Source organism: Geodermatophilus sp. SYSU D00708 (genome assembly GCF_054050115.1).
This window is the reverse complement of record NZ_JBJGYS010000043.1, coordinates 1-15,579: the sequence shown is the minus strand read 5'-3', so window position 1 is coordinate 15,579 and position 15,579 is coordinate 1. Positions and strand designations below refer to the sequence as shown.

General features: G+C 74.0%; 16 protein-coding genes. 1 reads left to right on the top strand and 15 read right to left on the bottom strand.

Annotated elements, in window-relative coordinates:
• Positions 1-7 precede the first annotated feature (7 nt).
• Complete coding sequence (locus ACI79D_RS23390; RefSeq protein WP_456920922.1) at positions 8-1,303, top strand: PhoH family protein; 1,296 nt, start codon at positions 8-10, stop codon at positions 1,301-1,303.
• 125 nt (positions 1,304-1,428) lie between these two features.
• Here ACI79D_RS23390 and ACI79D_RS23385 read toward each other — a convergent pair whose 3' ends face one another.
• From ACI79D_RS23385 to ACI79D_RS23315, 15 genes are all read right to left on the bottom strand, one after another.
• Positions 1,429-2,361, bottom strand: a complete 933-nt coding sequence (locus ACI79D_RS23385; protein ID WP_456920921.1) for a hypothetical protein — start codon at positions 2,359-2,361, stop codon at positions 1,429-1,431.
• A 185-nt stretch (positions 2,362-2,546) separates the two neighbouring features.
• Positions 2,547-2,777 carry a hypothetical protein gene (locus tag ACI79D_RS23380; protein WP_456920920.1) on the bottom strand — a complete coding sequence of 77 codons (231 nt, stop codon included), beginning with the start codon at positions 2,775-2,777 and terminating at the stop codon, positions 2,547-2,549.
• Positions 2,774-5,182 (bottom strand): hypothetical protein, encoded by a 2,409-nt coding sequence (locus ACI79D_RS23375; RefSeq protein WP_456920919.1) that lies wholly within the window; start codon positions 5,180-5,182, stop codon positions 2,774-2,776. The genes ACI79D_RS23380 and ACI79D_RS23375 overlap by 4 nt, the downstream gene beginning before the upstream one ends.
• Complete coding sequence (gene flhA, locus ACI79D_RS23370; protein ID WP_456920918.1) at positions 5,169-7,208, bottom strand: flagellar biosynthesis protein FlhA; 2,040 nt, start codon at positions 7,206-7,208, stop codon at positions 5,169-5,171. Before flhA ends, ACI79D_RS23375 begins: the two co-directional genes overlap by 14 nt.
• Before the next feature lie 98 nt (positions 7,209-7,306).
• Complete coding sequence (locus ACI79D_RS23365; RefSeq protein WP_456920917.1) at positions 7,307-8,455, bottom strand: EscU/YscU/HrcU family type III secretion system export apparatus switch protein; 1,149 nt, start codon at positions 8,453-8,455, stop codon at positions 7,307-7,309.
• A 23-nt stretch (positions 8,456-8,478) separates the two neighbouring features.
• Complete coding sequence (gene fliR, locus ACI79D_RS23360; protein WP_456920916.1) at positions 8,479-9,243, bottom strand: flagellar biosynthetic protein FliR; 765 nt, start codon at positions 9,241-9,243, stop codon at positions 8,479-8,481.
• A 10-nt stretch (positions 9,244-9,253) separates the two neighbouring features.
• Entirely contained in the window at positions 9,254-9,529 is a 276-nt protein-coding gene (gene fliQ, locus ACI79D_RS23355; protein ID WP_456920915.1) for a flagellar biosynthesis protein FliQ, read from the bottom strand.
• A 157-nt stretch (positions 9,530-9,686) separates the two neighbouring features.
• Entirely contained in the window at positions 9,687-10,523 is an 837-nt protein-coding gene (gene fliP / locus ACI79D_RS23350; RefSeq protein ID WP_456920914.1) for a flagellar type III secretion system pore protein FliP, read from the bottom strand.
• Positions 10,523-10,906, bottom strand: coding sequence for a FliO/MopB family protein (locus ACI79D_RS23345; protein ID WP_456920942.1), 384 nt, complete (start codon positions 10,904-10,906; stop codon positions 10,523-10,525). The genes fliP and ACI79D_RS23345 overlap by 1 nt, the downstream gene beginning before the upstream one ends.
• A 5-nt stretch (positions 10,907-10,911) precedes the next feature.
• Positions 10,912-11,646: a flagellar motor switch protein FliN gene (gene fliN, locus ACI79D_RS23340; protein WP_456920913.1), complete on the bottom strand. Its 735-nt coding sequence runs from the start codon at positions 11,644-11,646 to the stop codon at positions 10,912-10,914.
• Positions 11,643-12,584 carry a flagellar motor switch protein FliM gene (locus ACI79D_RS23335; RefSeq protein WP_456920912.1) on the bottom strand — a complete coding sequence of 314 codons (942 nt, stop codon included), beginning with the start codon at positions 12,582-12,584 and terminating at the stop codon, positions 11,643-11,645. The genes fliN and ACI79D_RS23335 overlap by 4 nt, the downstream gene beginning before the upstream one ends.
• Positions 12,585-12,879: 295 nt before the next feature.
• Entirely contained in the window at positions 12,880-13,356 is a 477-nt protein-coding gene (locus ACI79D_RS23330) for a flagellar basal body-associated FliL family protein (protein ID WP_456920911.1), read from the bottom strand.
• Positions 13,349-14,254, bottom strand: coding sequence for a flagellar motor protein MotB (locus tag ACI79D_RS23325; protein WP_456920910.1), 906 nt, complete (start codon positions 14,252-14,254; stop codon positions 13,349-13,351). The genes ACI79D_RS23330 and ACI79D_RS23325 overlap by 8 nt, the downstream gene beginning before the upstream one ends.
• Positions 14,255-14,258: 4 nt before the next feature.
• Entirely contained in the window at positions 14,259-15,029 is a 771-nt protein-coding gene (locus ACI79D_RS23320; RefSeq protein ID WP_456920909.1) for a motility protein A, read from the bottom strand.
• Positions 15,030-15,032: 3 nt separating this feature from the next.
• Positions 15,033-15,317: a flagellar FlbD family protein gene (locus ACI79D_RS23315; protein ID WP_456920908.1), complete on the bottom strand. Its 285-nt coding sequence runs from the start codon at positions 15,315-15,317 to the stop codon at positions 15,033-15,035.
• Positions 15,318-15,579 lie beyond the last annotated feature (262 nt).

Here is a 15,579-nt window from a genome sequence, read left to right as displayed (position 1 = left end):
TCGACCCGTGACAACTCGCCGCACGTTCGTCCTCGACACCTCCGTCCTGCTCTCCGACCCGGGCGCCCTCATGCGCCTGGGGGGCCACGACGTGGTGCTCCCGCTCGTCGTCATCGGGGAGCTCGAGGACAAGCGCAACCACCCCGAGCTGGGCTGGTTCGCCCGCCAGGCGCTGCGGCTGCTCGACGACCTGCGGGTGCAGCACGGCCGCCTGGACTCCCCGGTCCCGGTCGGTGACGACGGCGGCACCCTGCACGTCGAGCTCAACCACAGCGACCCGTCGGTGCTGCCGGCCGGCTTCCGCAACGACAGCAACGACAGCCGGATCATGGTGGTGGCGCTCAACCTGCGCGCCGAGGGCCGCGACGTCTGCCTGGTCACCAAGGACGTGCCGCTGCGGGTCAAGGCCGCGGCGGTGGGCCTGGAGACCGACGAGTACCGGGCGCTGGACGCCGTCGACGCCGGCTGGACCGGGATGGCCGAGCTGCCGCTGGACGACGCCGAGCTCTCGACGCTGTACGACGACGGCGAGGTCTTCCTGCCCGCCGCGGCCGAGCTGCCGCCGCACACCGGGCTGGTGCTCCTCTCTTCGCGCGGGTCGGCCCTGGGACGGGTCACCCCCGACAAGCACGTGCGGCTGGTCCGCGGTGACCGGGAGGCGTTCGGCCTGCACGGCCGGTCGGCCGAGCAGCGGGTGGCGCTGGACCTGCTGCTGGACCCGGAGATCGGGATCGTCTCGCTGGGTGGGCGGGCCGGCACGGGGAAGTCGGCGCTGGCGCTGTGCGCGGGCCTGGAGTCGGTGATGGAGCGGCGGGCGCACAAGAAGGTCGTGATCTTCCGCCCGCTGTACGCCGTCGGGGGCCAGGAGCTCGGCTACCTGCCCGGCAGCGAGGGCGAGAAGATGTCGCCCTGGGCGCAGGCGGTCTACGACACCCTGGGCGCGCTGGTGTCCACCGACGTGCTCGACGAGATCGCCTCCCGTGACCTCATCGAGGTGCTGCCGCTGACCCACATCCGCGGGCGCTCGCTGCACGACTCGTTCGTGATCGTCGACGAGGCGCAGTCGCTCGAGCGCGGGGTGCTGCTCACCGTGCTGTCGCGGCTGGGCTCGGGCTCCCGGGTGGTGCTCACCCACGACGTGGCCCAGCGGGACAACCTGCGGGTCGGTCGGCACGACGGCATCACCGCGGTGATCGAGGCGCTCAAGGGCCACCCGCTGTTCGCCCACGTGACCCTGACCCGCTCGGAGCGCTCGCCGATCGCGGCGCTGGTGACCGAGATGCTGGAGGACCTGCCCCTCTGACCTCGGCGGCCGACCGCTCGTGCCAGCGGCCGACCGCTCGTACGCCCGGCGGCCATTGCGGGCGTTCCTCGTGCGCTGCCGGTCCTGCAGGACCCGCAGTCCGCGGGGAACGCCCGCAACGGGCCTCACCCCACCCGACGTCGTCCTCGGGCCAGGGCCCGTCCGACTCGGTTCGCGACCACGTCGCCGGGAGTGAGGTCGGCCCAGGTCCAGCGGACGACGCGCCAGTCCTCGTCGCGGAGGGCGTCCTCCCGCCGCTTCTCCTCGAATTCGGCATCCCCGGGGTCCTGCCCCGGTCGGAGCGCCCGCCCGTACTTCACCCGGCCGTCGAACTCGCCGAGGACTCCCTCCGCCTCCCAGGCGAAGTCCGCCCGGCCGAGGAACACGCCGTCCGCCGAGTGGATCTCCCGTTGCAGCGTCGACGGGGACGACCCGAGCCGGTGCAGCAGGACGCGACTATGGCTCTCCCCGACGCTCTCGCTGCGGCCGTCGGCGAGGTCCACCGCGCGCGCCGCAGCCCGGGATCCCCGTGTCCCGGCCACGCCGGCGAGGGCGCCCCGGAGCTGCTCGTGCTCCACCACCTCGGCGGCCAGGACCGCGTCGAGGGCGACCACCGCCGGCTCGAGCGGCAGCGTGCGCGCCAGGTCGAGGGCCGTGCGCACCGGTGAGGTCACCGCCAGGCCGTCCACCGTCACCACCTCGTCGTCCTGCAGTCGGGCGACGTGGCTGCGCAGCAGGCGGCCGGCCTCGCTGGAAGCGGGTGGACGGCGGGTCACGTGGACCCGGCCGAGGCCCACTCCCCAGAGGGGCAGGCCGTGCAGCACGGCGGCCGACTGGTGGCTGACCACGGCGGGCCGCCGCAGGCCTGCCAGCGTGGCCCGCACCAGCAGGCGGTGCCGCGCGACCGGGTCCACCGGAACGGCGCCCGGCAGGTAGGCCCCGCGGCGGAGTCGCGCCAGTCGGCCACCGCGGGTGTGCCGGGCCAGCTCGTCGTCGGACCAGCCCGTGGCGACCGCGGCGCGGCGCAGCAGGACCTCGTCGTGCGGGTGCGGTTCCATGCGACCGACGGTGTCCGACTGCCGGCACCACGAGCGGCCGCGGCCCCGGTCCGTGGATGGCCGCGGAACCTGTGGAGAACGCGCAGTGCCGGGGTTCCTCGCGGGTTGCCGGTCCTGCAGGACCGGCATTGGACGAGGAACCCCGGCAATGCCCCGCAGGAGGCGACACCGCAGGAGGCGGCGGGTCAGGGGGCCGGGTCGGGCTCCGGGTCGGCCGCGGCGGGCTGAGGGCGCGACGGACGACGCGGCGTGCTCGCCCAGCGCAGCAGCGCCACCGCGCCCCAGGCGGCCGCCAGGCACCACGTCAGCCGGACGACGACCTCCTCCAGCGTGAGGTCACCGCGCAGTCCGAGCGCGAGGACCGGCAGGGCGAGGACGAACCCCACCCCGAGGACGTCCCACCTCAGCGGGCTCATGCCCCGGAGTTCTCCAGCCGCTCGCACAGCAGGGAGGCCCACCGGTGCGCGGTCGCGCGGGCGCCGTCGAGGAGGGCCACGGGCGTGCGGGTGCGCCCCAGGACCGCGGCCGGGTCGGCGGTGAGGTCGGTGTCCTGCACGACCAGCGCGTCGACGCGGGCCAGCCCGTCCAGCCAGGGCAGGACGTCCTCGGGCTTGCGGGTGGCCTCGACCACGGCCCACACCCCGGCGGGGGCGAACACCGCGATCATCTGCTCCAGCCAGGTGGCGCTCCCGGCGCGCAGCGGGGCGTCGACGGCGACGATGGTCAGCGTCCCCGACCGGTCGGCCTCCTGCTTGCGCTCCAGGGCCGCGTCGATGCTGCTGATCCGGTTGCCGTGCGGGGCCAGGGCGGCCAGGTCGCCGCGGGAGGCCCACTGCAGCCGCTCGCCGTCCAGCCGCAGCGAGGCGGCCAGGGACCGGGCCGCGGCGAGGGTCTCCACGCCCGGACCCACGATCAGCAGCACCTCACCGGGGCCGCCGGGCAGCGCGGGCGCCGTCGGCAGGCCGGCCGCCAGGGCCCGGGTGAGCGCGGCGTACGTCCCGCGCCGGGACACCTCGAGGGCGAAGTCGTCGCCGAGCAGGTGCTCGGGCACGCCGAGGTCCAGCAGCCGGCGGACGACGGCGTCCTCGGCCGGGCCCACGGTCGGTCCGGACGGCGTGCTCGGCGCCGGGTGCTGGCGCACCGACGTCACGACGACCGGCTTCTCGCGCCAGGCGGCCGCGCGCTTGTCCACCGGGAGGCGGGTGACCGTGGCCAACCCGGCGGCGCCACGGGCTCCGGCGGTCCGCGCCACCTGCTGACCGGGGACGCCCGGACGGCGGACCGCCGGCGGGACCGGCGGCCGCGACAGCAGCGGCGGGATCGCCAGGGCGGTCCCCGGTGCGGGCGGGGGCAGCAGCGACAGCGGCGGCAGGATGGTCGTCGCGTCGAGCGGCATCGGCGCGGGGTCGCTCGCGGTCGGGGCGAGCACCTCGGCGACGACCTCCCACTCGTCGGCCTCGGCCGTGGCCTCGACCCACATCGGGATCTCGACGGTGTGCGCCTCGGCGAACGCGGCCTCGGCGGCGAGGTCGGCGGCCTCGTCGCGCCGGTCGTCCTGGACCGCGGAGCCGGCGAGCACGCCGCGCAGCAGCTGGGTGAGGGCGGCGTCGGACGTGTCGTGCGCCAGCGCGGCCCGCAGCACCTCGGCGATCGCCTCCTCGCGGGAGGTGATCGGGCCGGTGGAGAAGTCCGGCTCGCTGGCCCAGGCGGGCACCGGCGCGGGCTCGAGCTCGGCAGCGACCGGGACGGCCGGCGGGACGTCGGCCACCGGGGCGACCGTCGGCGCCGGCGGGACCTCGGCGGCCACCGGGGCGGCCACGGGCGCGACCGGGGCGCCGTCGGCCACCGGCAGAGCCGGAGGGGCGACGGGGGTGGGCGGGACCGGGGCGACGTCGGCCTGCGGAGCCACCGGCGCGGCCGCCGGGACCGCCGGAGCCACCGGCGCGGCCTCGACCACCGGCGCGACCGCGGGGGCCGCGGCGACCGACGGGGCCTCGACCACCAGCTCCTCCGCGGCAGCCGGCACCGGAGCCGGAGCGGCCACCGGGGCCGGAGCGGCCACCGGAGCCGGAGGGGCCACCGCCTCCCAGACGGGTACCGGCGCCGGAGCGGGCGGCTCCACCGGAGCGGCAGGGGCCACCGGAGCGGCGGCCACGGGCGCGGGCGCCGCCGCGGCGACCGCCTCCTCCACCGCGTCGCGCACCTCGGCGTCCCCGGCCACCATCGCGGCCAGGGCGGCGGTGAACGGCGACGGGGACAGCGGGACGTCGTCCGCCGGAGCAGGAGCCGCAGCCGCAGCCGGAGCCGCAGCACGAGCCGGAGCCGGGGCCGCAGCCGCGAAGGCAGCCGCAGCCGGAGCCGCGCCACGAGCCGGGGCCGGGGCCGCAGCGGGAGCCGCAGCCGGGGTGGCGGCCCGGCCCGTCGTCGGGCGCCCGGCGGCGGAGCCCGTCCGCGACCGGCCGGCGGCCGAGCGGGCCGGGCGAGCGGCGCTGCGGGAGTAGAGGTCGACGCCCGGGGCGTCGCCGCCGGAGAGCAGCCCGGCGACCTCGTCCACGGCGTCGTCCGCGTCCGGCAGCACCGGGGCGCGCCGTAGCGCGGCCTCGATGCGGGCGGCGGACTCCGCTCGCGAGGCGGGCCGGCGCTCCACGGGGGACGGCGAGGCGACCTCCTCCACCTCGGCGACGAAGCGCTCGGTGGTGAAGAAGCCCATCACGCCGCCGGTGCGGACGCGGCGGATGCCGACGATCCGGGCGGACGACCCGTACTTCTCCCGCGCGGCGGCGATGGCGCCCTCGCGCGTGGCGGCCTCAACGGATGGCAACGGCACCGTTCACCACTCCCAGTGACTCGATCTGGGCCGTCCGGGAGACCTCCGTGTAGGAGATCACCGGCAGGCGGGGGAGGATCTGACGCATCAGGCGGGACAGGGCGGCCCGGACCTGCGGGGAACACACGAGCACCGGCGCGAGGCCCAGCCGTTCGGCGTCGCCGAGCAGGCCGGTGCAGCCGTTGACCAGCGCGTCGACCGTGCCGGCGTCCAGCGCCAGCACCTGCTGGCCGTCGCTGTGCCGCACCGCCTCCAGCAGTCGCTGCTCGAAGGCGGGGTCGAGGGTGAGCACGTGCAGTCGCTCGTCCTCGGTGACGTAGGGCTGGCTGATCGCCGAGCCCAGCGCCGCGCGGGCGGCCTCGACCAGGCCGTCGACGTCGGTGGCGACCTTCGCCCGGAGCGAGAGCGCCTCGAAGATGCGCACCAGGTCGCGGATGGAGACGTTCTCCTCCAGGAGCCCGTGCAGCACCCGCTGGATCTCGCCCAGGGTGAGCAGCGTCGGGGTGAGCTCCTCGACGACGATCGGGTGGGTGCGGCGCACCATCTCGACCAGCAGGCGGACGTCCTCGCGGCCGAGCAGCTGGGCGGCGTTCTGCCGGACCACCTCGGCCAGGTGCGTGGTGATCACCGAGGAGCGGTCGACGACGGTCGCGCCGGCCATCTCCGCCTGACGCTGCAGCTCCGCGGGCACCCACTTGGCGGGCAGGCCGAACACCGGCTCGCGGGTGGCCTTGCCGGGCAGCCCGTCGAGCGCGTCGCCGATGGCCAGCACGGTGCCGGCGGGGGAGGTGCCCTTGGCCGCGGGGACGCCGTTGAGCCAGATGACGTACTGCGACGACGGCAGGTCCAGGTTGTCGCGGGTGCGGACCAGCGGGATCACCAGGCCGGTGTCCATCGCGACCTTCCGGCGCAGCGCCTTGACGCGGTCGAGCAGGTCCCCGCCGCGGGCGGTGTCGACCAGGTCGACCAGGTCGAAGGCCACCTCGAGCTCGAGCGGGTCGACCCGCATCTTCTCGGCGATCGCCTCGGGGGAGTCGGGCTTGGGCTCGTCGTCGGCCACGGCGAGCGCGGTGGACGGGTCCTCGACCGGCTCCTCGGTCATGCGGGCGGCCATGAGCAGGAACAGCCCGCCGATGAGCAGGAACGGCAGCTTGGGCAGGCCCGGGATCAGGCACAGCGCGAGCGCGGCGCCGCCGGCGATGCGGACCGGCTGCTTGAACCGGCCGAGCTGGCTGAGCAGGTCGCTGCCCATGTCGCCGTCGGAGGCCGAGCGGGTGACGATGATGCCGGTCGCGGTCGACAGCAGCAGCGCGGGGATCTGCGAGACCAGGCCGTCGCCCACGGTCAGCAGCGAGTAGGTGGAGACCGCGTCCGCGGGGGCCATGCCGTTCTGCATGACGCCGATGGCGAACCCGCCGACCAGGTTGATCAGCGTGATGATGATCGCGGCGATCGCGTCGCCCTTGACGAACTTCGAGGCACCGTCCATCGAGCCGTAGAAGTCGGCCTCGGAGGTGACCTCGGTGCGCCGCTTGCGCGCCTGCTCCTCGTTGATCAGCCCGGCGTTGAGGTCGGCGTCGATCGCCATCTGCTTGCCGGGCATCGCGTCGAGGGTGAAGCGCGCGCCGACCTCGGCGACGCGGCCGGCGCCGTTGGTGATGACGACGAACTGGATGATCGTGAGGATCACGAAGATCACCAGGCCGACGACCAGCGAGCCGCCGATCACGAAGTGCCCGAAGGCCTCGATGACCTTGCCGGCGTAGCCGTCGGTGAGCACCAGCCGCGTCGAGGAGACGTTGAGCGCCAGCCGGAACAGCGTCGCGATGAGGATCAGCGACGGGAAGACGGCGAAGTCCAGCGGCCGCTTGATCTGCATGGAGACCAGCAGGATCAGCAGCGCGGCGGTGATGTTGAAGCCCAGCAGCAGGTCGAGCACCGCCGAGGGCAGCGGGACGACCAGCATGAGGACGATGGCCACCACGCCGATCGGGACGGCGGCCTTCGTCAGTTTCTGCACGAGTGAACTCATCGGCAGTTCGGCTCAACCGGGGCACCGCCGACGGCGCCGTCCGCCCCACCCGTCACAGCGGTCCCACCGGCGCCGGCCGGCGGGGGCTACTGGTCGAGCGGGACGCGGCGGCGACCGGACTTCGGCAGCCCCGCGACGTCGGGCGCCTCGAACCCCGGCCGGTGGAACCCGCCCCGGACGCCGCGCGCCGACAGCTGCATGACGAAGGCCAGCACCCGCGCGACCGCGGTGAACAGCTGGGCGGGCACCTCCTGGCCGAGCTCGCAGGAGGCGTGCAGGGCCCGGGCGAGCGGGATGTCCTGCACCATCGGCACCCGAGCCTCCTCGGCGCGCTCGCGCAGCCGGGCAGCGACCTCGTCGGCCCCCTTGGCCACCACCCGCGGCGCCCCGCGCTCGGCCTCGTACTTCAGGGCGACCGCGACGTGGGTGGGGTTGACCAGCAGGACGTCGGCGGTGGCGACCTCGCTCATCATCCGGTTCCGCGACATGGCCAGCTGCGCCGACCGGCGCTGCGCCTTCACGTGCGGGTCGCCCTCGGACTGCTTGTGCTCCTGCTGGATCTCGTACCGGCTCATCTTGAGCTTCTTCATGATCTGCCGGCGGACGACGACGTAGTCGGCGACGGCGATCGCGAGCCCGGTGCCCGCCACCACCCGGAGCATGAGGACGGCGGAGTCGCTGAACGTCGCCGCCACCGACGACAGCGGCAGCGCCCCGGCCGACGACACCAGCGCCATGGCGTCGTCCCCGGTGACGACGACGACCGTCGCCAGCGCTGCGGTCTTGATGAGCGCCTTGGCGGCCTCCCACCACCCGTGGGTGCCGAACATCCGCTTCATCCCGGGGAACGGGTTGAGCTTCTTCAGCGACGGCTTCATCGCCTTGCTCGACACGGTGACCCCGCCCTGCGCCGCGGACGTGAGGACCCCGACGGCCATGAGCCCCAGCGCCATCGGCAGCAGGGTGGTCAGGAACGTGGTCAGCGCCTGCCCGAGCAGCGCGGACACCGCCTCCGCCTCGGGGTGCGTCGCCACCGACCCCACCTGGACGAACAGCGCGCCGACCGAGTCGTAGGCGTTGCCCACCAGCATCGGCAGCAGCACGCTGGCCGCCGCCGCCCCCGCCCAGGTGCCCAGCTCCTGGGTCCGCGGGATCTGCCCCTCCTTGCGCGCCTCCTTCAGGCGCTTGGGAGTGGGCTTCTCGGTCTTCTCACCACCCGGGCCGTCCTGGGCCATCAGGCCACCGCCTCAGCCACGGGTCAGCCGCTCCGCAGGGAGACCATCGCCCGCGCGGCGTGGTCCAGCAGCGCGTCGAGGGCCGGCGGCAGCAGCGGGAAGGTCAGCCCCAGCAGGGCCAGCGTCAGCATGATCTTGACCGGGAAACCGAGGGCGAAGATGTTCATCTGCGGCGCGGCCTTACTCAGCAGCCCCATCGCGACGTCGGCCAGCAGCAGCACCGCCACCATCGGCCCGGCGATCTGCAGCGCGGCCAGGAACATCATCGAGAACGCCGTCACCAGCACGTGCCCGAGCTGCTCGGTGGGCACGCTGGCGCCGACCGGCAGCCCCTCGTACGAGGTCGCGAAGCCGCGCACGATGAGCAGGTGGCCGCCACTGGTGAACAGCAGCGTGGTGGCGAGCAGGTAGTGCAGCCGGCCGATCGAGGAGCTGGTCGCCATCGACAGCGGGTCGTACGCCGGCTGCAGCGAGAACCCGCCGGTCAGGTCGATCAGGTCGCCGGCGTACTGCACGGCGGCGAACAGCACCTGGACGACGAAGCCGAGAGCGGCGCCGATGGCGACCTCGGTGATCGCGCCGACGACGAGGAAGCCGGCGGTCGGCTCGGGCATCTCCGGGGAGATCCGGGTCAGCAGCGCCACCGACAGGGCGAGGGCGAGGGCGCCCTTGACCGCGGCCGGGATGCTCCGGGTGTTGAACGGCGGGGCGAGCAGGACGAAGCCGGTGGCACGGGCGGTGCCGAGCAGCAGCGCCGCCAGCGTGCCCGCCGGGACCTCGAGGTCCATGGCGTGCGCCTCAGGTCCGGTCGAGCAGCCGGGGCAGCGTGTCGAACAGGCCGTGCGTGAAGCTGACCAGCTCGGAGAGCACCCAGTTGCCCGTGACCAGCAGGGCGATCGCGACGGCGATCATCTTCGGCACGAAGGACAGGGTCGGTTCCTGGATCTGCGTCGCTGCCTGGAACAGCGAGATGAGGAAGCCGACCAGCAGGGCGGTCAGCAGGACCGGGGCCGCCACCTTGGCGGCCACCATCATCGTCTGGATGGCGATCTCGGTGACGTCGGCGTCGCTCATGACTCGACTCCGCGCTCGTTCCGCTCCCCGGTCGACGGCATGGGTCGCCTCCGCGGTCGCTCCGCTCCTCGCTCGCTGGCGCTCGCTGCGATGCTCGCGACCTGTCGGCTCCGCGGCGCCCACAGCGACGCTCGCTCGCGTGTCGTCTTCGTGTCGCTCATGAGTAGCTCCCCACGAGCGCCGTCGTGATCAGCGCCCAGCCGTCGACCACCACGAAGAGCAGCAGCTTGAACGGGAGCGACACGATCGCCGGCGGCACCATCATCATGCCCATCGCCATGAGCGCCGCGCTGACCAGCATGTCCAGCACCAGGAACGGGATGAACACGACCAGGCCGATGATGAAGGCGCTCTTGAGCTCGGAGAGGACGAAGGCCGGCACCAGGGTGGTCATGCTGACCGCCTCGCGGTCGGCCGGCGCCTCCTCCCCGGAGAGGCCGACCATGAGCTCGAGCTCGTCCTGGCGGGTGTTGTCGAGCAGGAACTCCTTGAGCGGGACGACGCCGACGTCGTAGGCCTGCGAGACCGTCATCTGCCCGTCGAGGTAGGGCTGCACCGCGCTCTCGTTGATGTCGCCGAGGACCGGCCCCATCACGAACAGGGTCAGGAACAGCGCGATGCCGGTGATGACGGTGTTCGGCGGCGAGGACTGCATGCCCAGCGCGTTGCGGGTCAGCGACAGCACCACGACGATCTTGGTGAAGGAGGTGGCGAGGAGGAGCACCGCCGGGGCCACGGAGAGCACGGTGATCGCGAGGATCAGCGTCACCGAGCTGCTCGGGCTGCCGCCGCCGACGGAGATGTCCACCCCGCCGTCGACGGCGGGCACGACCGGCGCGGTCGGGTCGGTGGGCGGCGTCGGCGCGGTGGGCGCGGCCGACGCGGGGTCGGCCAGCAGCGTGAGGACCACGCCGAGGAAGGCCACCAGCAGCAGGACCAGGCCCGCGCGGCGTGCGAACGGGGCGCCCCGGGTGGGCGCGGGGGAGGAGGTCATCAGCGGCGGACCGTCCGCTCCCGCAGTTGCTGCACGAACGACGTCCAGCCGTTGCGGTCGAACACCGAGCCGGCCAGCCCGCCCGCGCCGACGGGTGCGGGGGTCCGGGTGGCGAGGGCCGCCTGCCGCTCCTGCAGGGTCTCCTCGACGAGGTCGCCGTCGACCTCGGCGAGCAGGGTCACCTGCTCCTCGGTGGCCCCGACGACGAGCACGCGGTCGGCGATGCGCAGCACGTTGACGCTGCTCGCCCGCCCCATGCGCTGGCGGGCGACGACCTCGATGAGGCCGTTGCCCCCACCCAGGCCGCGCTTCTTGGCCAGCCGCGCGGCGAACCAGAGCACCCCGCCGACGAAGGCCAGCGACAGCAGCAGCCGGATGATCATCCACGTCACGGGGCGACCTCGCCGGCGTCGGTGACGATCTCGCTGATCCGCAGGCCGAAGTCCTCGTCGACGACGACGACCTCACCGCGGGCGATCAGCGTGCCGTTGACCAGCAGGTCGGCCGGGGCGCTGGCCGCCCGGTCGAGCTCGACGACCTCCCCGGGGTGCAGCGAGAGCAGCTCGCCGACGGTCATGCGGGTGCGGCCGATCTCCACGGTGACCTCCATGGCCACGTGCCGCAGGAGGTCGAGGCTGCCGCGCCGGGCGCGCGGCTGGGGGAGGGTCACCTGCAGCGCGAGGGTCGCCTCCACGGTGGTGCCGCCGGCGAGCAGCGGGACGGCGACGAACATGCCCTTGTCCCGCAGCCCGTCCATGGCGGTGTCGGGGTCCTCGGTGCGCTCGGAGTCCACCCGCACCCGGCCCAGGGTCGCGGCGGCGGCCTCCAGGGCGGGGCGCAGCGCGGCGGCGACGTCCATCGGGCCGACGGGGGAGTTGGCCAGGGCGTCGGCGATCTCGGCGGACACCACGAGGACGACGTCCCCGCTGACCTCGCCGGACAGGCGGGCCATGACCGCGGTCGCGGCCTCGGCCGGCAGCAGCACGGCGTCGGGGTCGTTGACCGGGGTGCCGGGCACCAGCTCGGCCGTGGCCGGGACCAGCGCAGCCGCGGCCCGCGCGGCGGAGGCCACCACGGCGATCACGGTCTCGGAGGCCTGGGCGTGCTCCACGGAGGCGGTCATGCGGTGTCCTTCTGGGTGGTGGCCGGGGTGGGGACGATGGCCGCGGCGAGCCGGCGGCGGTGGTTGCTCGCGATCGCGTAGGCGAACGTCACGTCGTTGGTCGTGACCTCGAGCGGCGCGTCCTGCGGGTGCCGCAGCAGCAGCACGTCACCGACGGCGAGGGAGAGCAGGTCCTCGGAGGAGACCTCGAGCGGGCTGAACCGGACGCCGACCTCGACCGGCACCATGGTCAGCCGCTCGGTCAGCGCCGCGAGGGCCCGGCGGCGCGTGGCCTGGGCCGACTCGGACAGGTGCGGGGAGGCCGCGTTGTTCAGCGCGGTCTGGAACCCGGAGAAGGGCAGCACCAGCGTGGCCTCGCCGGCGCGGCTGCCGACGCCCAGCGTGAACGTGGCCACCATGACGGTGTCCGAGCCGGCCGCGGCCTGCGCGAGCTGGGGGTTGTACTCGACCTCGCTGAGCTCCGGCTGCAGGTCGACGATGTGCGCGAAGGACGCGGTGAACTCCTGCAGCAGCCGGGTCAGCAGGTGGTTCGTGATGGTCGTCTCCATCAGCGTCATCGGCCGGTCGGGCTGGTCGGCCGCCCCCGAGCCGCCGAGCATGTGGTCGACGCTGGCCATCGCGATCTCCAGCGGGTAGGCCAGGACGCCCTTGCCGGCGAGCGGCTCGAGGGTGAACGTCACGACGAAGTGCGGGTTGGGCAGCGTCGCGACGTAGTCGTCGTAGGAGTGCTGCTCGATCCCGAGCAGCTCCATGCGGGCGCCGGTGCGCAGCATGGTGGTGAGCACGGTCGTGGCCTGGCGGGCGAACGCCTCCTGGGCGATCTGCAGGACGCGGACGTGCTCGCGGGAGAGCTTGGTCGGCCGGCGGAAGTCGTAGGTGCGGGGTTCGCCGCGCCGGCTGCGCCCGGTGGGCGCCGGTCCGTTCTCGGGGCGGGTCACCCCCCTCCCATCGGCGGGAGACGACGCCGCCCTGACCGGCGCGCGAGGCGCTGCCGGTCAGGGCGGGCGGGTGGGGCGGCTGTGACGACTGGGGCGTGCGCTCGACGACAGCCGAGGGAGCATCGCAGCGAGCGTCGGCGAGCTGCAGGGTCCCGCCGCGAGCGTGCGAGCGGTGGGGGGCAGCGGGGTCCTCACACGAGGCGCGGAGTCGAGCCGGACAGGGTCGCGACAGGACTGCACAGCCGCCCCCGGGTCCACTGGGGCGCCGACCACGGGTGAGGCCGGTCGCCCGGGGCTACTGGGTGACGTACTCGGTGAGGTAGACGCCCATGACCATCTCGTGGCCGTCCTCGGTGTAGGCCTCGACGATCTTGTGCTCGAGGGCCTCCTTGAGCGCGTCCCGGGCGCCGGTCACGTCGGCCGGCTGGGCCTGCGAGTAGGTCGCGATGACCAGGTCGAGGGCCTTGGAGCCGTCGACGGCGGCGCCCCCGTGGCCACCGCCCGCGGCCGCCTCGGTGAGCTGCAGCGCGATGCCCACCTTGAGGTAGCCGCCGCCGGCGAGGTTGACCGCGATCGAGTCCAGGGGCAGGACCTCCCCGGCCACCGGTTCCTCGGCCGCGGCCTCGCCGCTGCCGGCGAACAGGAAGAAGTACGCGGCGCCGGCCAGGGCGAGCACCGCCACCAGGCCGATGATCAGGAGCTTCTTCTTGCCACCACCCGAGGCCTCGCCGTCCTCGGGCGTCTCCTCGGTCTTCTTGCTCTTCTCAGCCATGGGTCTCCTCCTGGGCCCCGGCGTCCAGGCCGGGCAGCAACTCGTTGGCCTCCGCGGAGGCGTCGGACATGACCACCACGTCGACGCGGCGGTTCACGGTCACGGCGTTCGGGTCCGAGTCCGGCACCAGCGGCCGGGTGTCGGAGTAGCCGTTGGCCGCCATCCGCTCCTGCGGGACGCCGTCCCCGGCCAGGTGGCGGACGACGGTCGTCGCGCGGTACGCCGACAACTCCCAGTTCGACGGCCACGGCCCGCCGGGGGTGACCGGCAGGTGGTTGGCGTGGCCCTCGACGCCGAGGTCGTTGGGCAGGGCGCGCAGCGCGGGGGCGACCGCGTCGAGGATCCGCCGGCCCTCCGGTCGCAGCACCGCCTCCTCGGCGTCGAAGAGGACCTGGTCGGCCACGATGTGCACGACCAGCCCGCGCTCGTCGATCTCGAAGCGGGCGGCGTCCTCGTAGCCGGCCATCCGCAGGGCCGACTCGATCCGGTCCCGCGCGGCGGCCAGCTCGTCGTACTCGGCCTGGGCCTCGGCCCCGACGCGCTGGGCCTCGGCGAGCGCGGCCTGCGCGGCCGCGGCGTCGACCTCGGCCTGCTCGACGGTCTCGTCCGGGGCGATCGCCGAGGCGATGTCGACCGCACCGGGCAGGCCGTCGAGCACCGAGCCCTCCGGCGTCGGCCCGGGTTGTACGGCGATGGGCCCGCCGAAGGCGTCCGCCATGCCCTTGGCCAGGGCGGCGAACTTCTGCTCGTCCACCTTGCTCATCGCGAAGAGCACCACGAACAGCACGAACAGCAGCGTCATCATGTCGAAGCCGGACACCAGCCACCGTTCGTGGTTCTCGTGCTCCTCGTGCTCCTCGTGCTTCTTGCCGCGTCGGCGGCCGTGACCAGTGCTCACGAGGTCAGGCCGCTTCCTTGGCCAGCGAGCCCGGCGGCACCAGCGAGGTCAGCTTGAGCCGGACGGCCCGCGGGCTGGTGCCCGCCTGGATCTCGGTGATCCCCTCGACGAGCAGCTCCATCTGGGCGGCCTGCAGCTCGCTGACCCGGAGGATCTTGGCGCCCATCGGCAGGAACCAGAAGTTGGCCGCCATGACGCCCCACAACGTGGCGATGAAGGCCGCGGAGACCATCGGGCCCAGCGACTCCGGGTCGTTGAGGTTGCCCATGACGTTCATCAGGCCGACGATGCAGCCCAGGATGCCGATGGTCGGCGCGTAGCCGCCCATGGCGTTCATGAACTTGGCGGCGACCTTGTCCTCGGCCTTCTTGGCCGCGATCTCGGACTCGAGGACGGTGCGCAGCTCCTCCGGGTCGGTGCCGTCGATGCCCATCTGCAGGCCGCGCCGCAGGAACGGGTCGTCGATCGCCTTGACCTGGGCCTCCAGCGCGAGCAGACCCTCCTTGCGGGCCTTCTCGGCGAGGCTGACCAGCGTCTGGATCTGCTCGGTCGGCGGCGGCACCTTCGCCGGGAGCACGGCCATCTTGAACCAGTTGCCGACCTTCTTCAGGTCGTCCATCGTCTGGCTGGCCGCCGCCGCACCGAAGGTCGCGATGACGACCAGGACGATCGCCGGCAGGAAGATCAGGGACGTCGGGTCGGCGCCCTCGAGGATCATGAAGACGACCAGGGCGACGAGCGAGATGGCGAACCCGATCAGGGTGGCGGGATCCACGGGTCAGCGCTCCTCGCGGGCCGGGAAGGGGACGACGGAGGCGCTCGCGTCGTCCGCCCCCGGACGGGACCCGGAGCGGTAGGTGCCGCGGTCCATCTCGTAGGCGGTGGCGAGGATGCTCGCGCGGTACTCGCGGATCTCGTCGAGGACGTCCTCGACGCTCTCCGCCACGACGTACTTCGTCCCATCGACGAGGAAGACGACGGTGTCGGGGTGGCCCTCGACCCTCTCGACGAGGTCGGGGTTGAGCGCGAACCGCTCTCCGTTCAGGCGCGTCACACGGATCACGGGGTGGTCCTCACGGATCGGGGAGGGGAGGGAGGGCGGCGGCACGGCATCGGCGCTGCCCGGCTGTCGTTGTCATCGGCGTGGCGGCGACCCGGCTTGAGCCGAACGGTGCGCCTCACCCCCTGGGGTGAGCTGCGGGAACGGTGTGACGGACGGGGCGGACGACGCCCGGACGCACGGCGGGGCCGCGCGGGCCCACGCGGGCCGGGGGCGGCGGGCGGGGGCGGACGCCGCCCCCGCGCGCCGGGCCCCCACATTCAAC

Excerpts from the sequence above, each read along its gene's own strand:
- ACI79D_RS23385 (WP_456920921.1), bottom strand. The coding sequence starts at position 2,361 with ATGGAACCGCACCCGCACGACGAGGTCCTGCTGCGCCGCGCCGCGGTC.
- ACI79D_RS23365 (WP_456920917.1), bottom strand. The coding sequence starts at position 8,455 with ATGGCCCAGGACGGCCCGGGTGGTGAGAAGACCGAGAAGCCCACTCCC.
- ACI79D_RS23330 (WP_456920911.1), bottom strand. The coding sequence starts at position 13,356 with ATGGCTGAGAAGAGCAAGAAGACCGAGGAGACGCCCGAGGACGGCGAG.
- fliN (WP_456920913.1), bottom strand. The coding sequence starts at position 11,646 with ATGACCGCCTCCGTGGAGCACGCCCAGGCCTCCGAGACCGTGATCGCC.
- ACI79D_RS23380 (WP_456920920.1), bottom strand. The coding sequence starts at position 2,777 with ATGAGCCCGCTGAGGTGGGACGTCCTCGGGGTGGGGTTCGTCCTCGCC.
- ACI79D_RS23345 (WP_456920942.1), bottom strand. The coding sequence starts at position 10,906 with ATGATCATCCGGCTGCTGCTGTCGCTGGCCTTCGTCGGCGGGGTGCTC.
- fliR (WP_456920916.1), bottom strand. The coding sequence starts at position 9,243 with ATGGACCTCGAGGTCCCGGCGGGCACGCTGGCGGCGCTGCTGCTCGGC.
- fliQ (WP_456920915.1), bottom strand. The coding sequence starts at position 9,529 with ATGAGCGACGCCGACGTCACCGAGATCGCCATCCAGACGATGATGGTG.
- fliP (WP_456920914.1), bottom strand. The coding sequence starts at position 10,523 with ATGACCTCCTCCCCCGCGCCCACCCGGGGCGCCCCGTTCGCACGCCGC.